Here is a 2,442-nt window from a genome sequence, read left to right as displayed (position 1 = left end):
CCTTTGCGGCCGCCATGCACGGACCCAACCCGGCAGCGCCCACAATAGCGGCCATCACGGTATCCACCAACTCGTGCGACGCTATCATTTCGAGAGCATCTTGCGCCCATAGAACCTGCACCGGTAGCTGATTTGTCTTGATCTTCTCGGCCAGCAAACGGGCATGCGGCTCACTGGCCATAACCGCGTATTGGGGTTTGAACTGGGCGCACTGCGCCAGCATCAAGTCCGTTTGGGTTGCCGCGCTGAGGGCAAACACCTCAAAGCGCTCAGGATGGCGGGCGATGACATCAAGCGTGTTGACACCAATGGACCCCGTGGAGCCCAAAACGGTCACACGCTGCTTTTCAAAGGACATACGGGAGCAAAGCCTAAAGGGTAACCAGCATCATCGCCAGGGGCAGCGTGGGCAATAGCGCGTCGACCCGGTCGAGCACGCCGCCGTGGCCCGGCAACAGGCCGCTGGAGTCTTTAACCCCGGCACTGCGCTTGATAAGAGACTCGACCAGATCGCCAACCACACTCATGGCGGCCAGGAAAATAACCGCCAGCAGCATGACGGCCATGCCGTGATGATCAGCCAGCCGGCTGTAAAGCGTGGCGTCAGCCCAGAAGCCACCGCCAATGCCCGCACGGCCCAGCCAGACCCAGGCCAGCGACAGCGCCACCACACCGGCCATGCCGCCCCACACGCCCTCCCAGCTTTTACCAGGACYGATCGAAGGAGCCAGCTTGCCCTTGCTGAACCGGCCTCCCAGGGCACGGCCTGCAAAATAGGCAAAGATATCGGCCACCCAGACCAGCAGCAGAACGGACAGCAAAAAGTCAATGCCCGCCACACGAGCCTGGGCCACAGCCAGCCATGCAACCAACAACGCAGCCAGCCCCCCCGGAAGGCGAATTACTTTGGGTACACGCGGCCAGCCCGCCACACCATTGCGCAACAACCAGCCACCGGCAAGCACCCAAGCGGCACCTGCAGCAGCCCAAAGAAGCGGCAGGGGCTTTGCGAGCAGGCCAACGTACCATGCCAGCGCGCACAGCCCGACACAAACGGCGGCGAGCCCCAGTGAGACCCCCTGCCCGAGTGCGTTCAGCCGGCCCCACTCCCAGGCACCCGCAGCAATCAGCAGCAGCGCGACGGCACAAAAGGGCTCTGGCGTCTTGTAGAAAAGGGCTGGCAGCAAAATAGCCAGAAGGACAATCGCTGTGATCACGCGCTGTTTAAGCATCAGGCAGCCTTTGTATTTTCATTGGTACTGCGGCCACTGACCTGGGCGGAGGTCTTGCCGAAGCGTCGTTCGCGAGTCCGAAAGACGGCTATCGCCTCGTCCAGCGCCGCCTCGTCAAATTCAGGCCACAACTTGTCGGAGAAATGCAGCTCTGAATAAGCTGCCTGCCACAGCAAAAAATTACTGATCCGCAACTCACCGCCTGTGCGAATCAGCAGATCCGGGTCCGGCACGTGCGCCAGCGCCATCTCCCTGTCCAGCGACAGCTCGGTAATGGCTTCACCGCGGCTGGCCAATCTGTTGGCAGCCTGGGCAATATCCCAGCGACCACCGTAGTTGAAGCACACATTAAAAACCAGCCGCTGGTTGGTCGAGGTGTCGAGCTCAGCTTGCGCCAGCCCTGCCTGGAMTTTCTCGGAAAGCCGCAGGCGGTCTCCGACAAAACGCAGTTGCACGCCGTTGGCATTCAGGCTGGGGACTTCCTTGGAAAGAGAATAGGCAAGCAACTCCATCAGCCCGGACACCTCTTCTGCCGGCCGGTTCCAGTTCTCCGAAGAAAAAGCGAAAACCGTGAGGACGCCGATGCCGCGGTCCAGGCATGCGCGAACGCAGCGGCTGAGCGAATCAACGCCCTGCTTGTGGCCCGCAATGCGGGGTAAAAACCGTTTGGTCGCCCACCGGCCATTGCCATCCATAACGATGGCAACGTGGTGCGGGACTATGGGATGGGTGGTGGCCATGGTGAATCAGGCCAGACGACGAGGCGTCAAACCGCCATGATGTCTTGTTCCTTGCCGGCGACCAGTTTGTCGACTTCGGCAATGAAACGATCCGTGAACTTCTGGATATCGTCCTGCGAACGGCGTTCGTCGTCTTCAGAAGCGAGCTTGTCCTTGACGAGTTTCTTGACGCCATCATTGGCATCGCGGCGCAGGTTGCGAATAGCCACTTTGGCGTGCTCCCCTTCGGCGCGCACGACCTTGGTGAGTTCGCGGCGGCGCTCTTCGGTCATGGCCGGCATGGGCACGCGGATCAGGTCACCCTGCGCGGCCGGATTGAGTCCCAGGTCTGAATCACGGATGGCCTTTTCGATCTTGGCGCCCATGCCTTTTTCCCAGGGCGAGACGCTGATGGTGCGGGCGTCGAGCAGCGACACATTGGCCACCTGGCTGATCGGCACCATGGAGCCGTAATAGTCAACATGCACGGT

3 protein-coding genes and 1 pseudogene are annotated in these 2,442 nt (G+C 61.0%); all 4 read right to left on the bottom strand.

What is annotated here, in order from left to right:
• Nucleotides 1-358 (bottom strand): annotated as a pseudogene (locus AC1DWI_RS19830) (1-deoxy-D-xylulose-5-phosphate reductoisomerase); the annotation flags it as partial.
• A 13-nt stretch (nt 359-371) separates the two neighbouring features.
• Nucleotides 372-1,232, bottom strand: coding sequence for a phosphatidate cytidylyltransferase (locus AC1DWI_RS19825; RefSeq protein ID WP_477725537.1), 861 nt, complete (start codon nt 1,230-1,232; stop codon nt 372-374).
• Nucleotides 1,232-1,972: a polyprenyl diphosphate synthase gene (uppS, locus tag AC1DWI_RS19820; RefSeq protein ID WP_477725536.1), complete on the bottom strand. Its 741-nt coding sequence runs from the start codon at nt 1,970-1,972 to the stop codon at nt 1,232-1,234. Before uppS ends, AC1DWI_RS19825 begins: the two co-directional genes overlap by 1 nt.
• Nucleotides 1,973-1,998: 26 nt before the next feature.
• A partial coding sequence (gene frr, locus AC1DWI_RS19815; RefSeq protein ID WP_477725535.1) for a ribosome recycling factor occupies nt 1,999-2,442 on the bottom strand: 444 nt, incomplete at its 5' end.

The sequence above is a fragment of the Polaromonas sp. P3_C2 genome, assembly GCF_056402675.1.
This window is presented reverse-complemented; position numbering and strand designations above follow the sequence as displayed.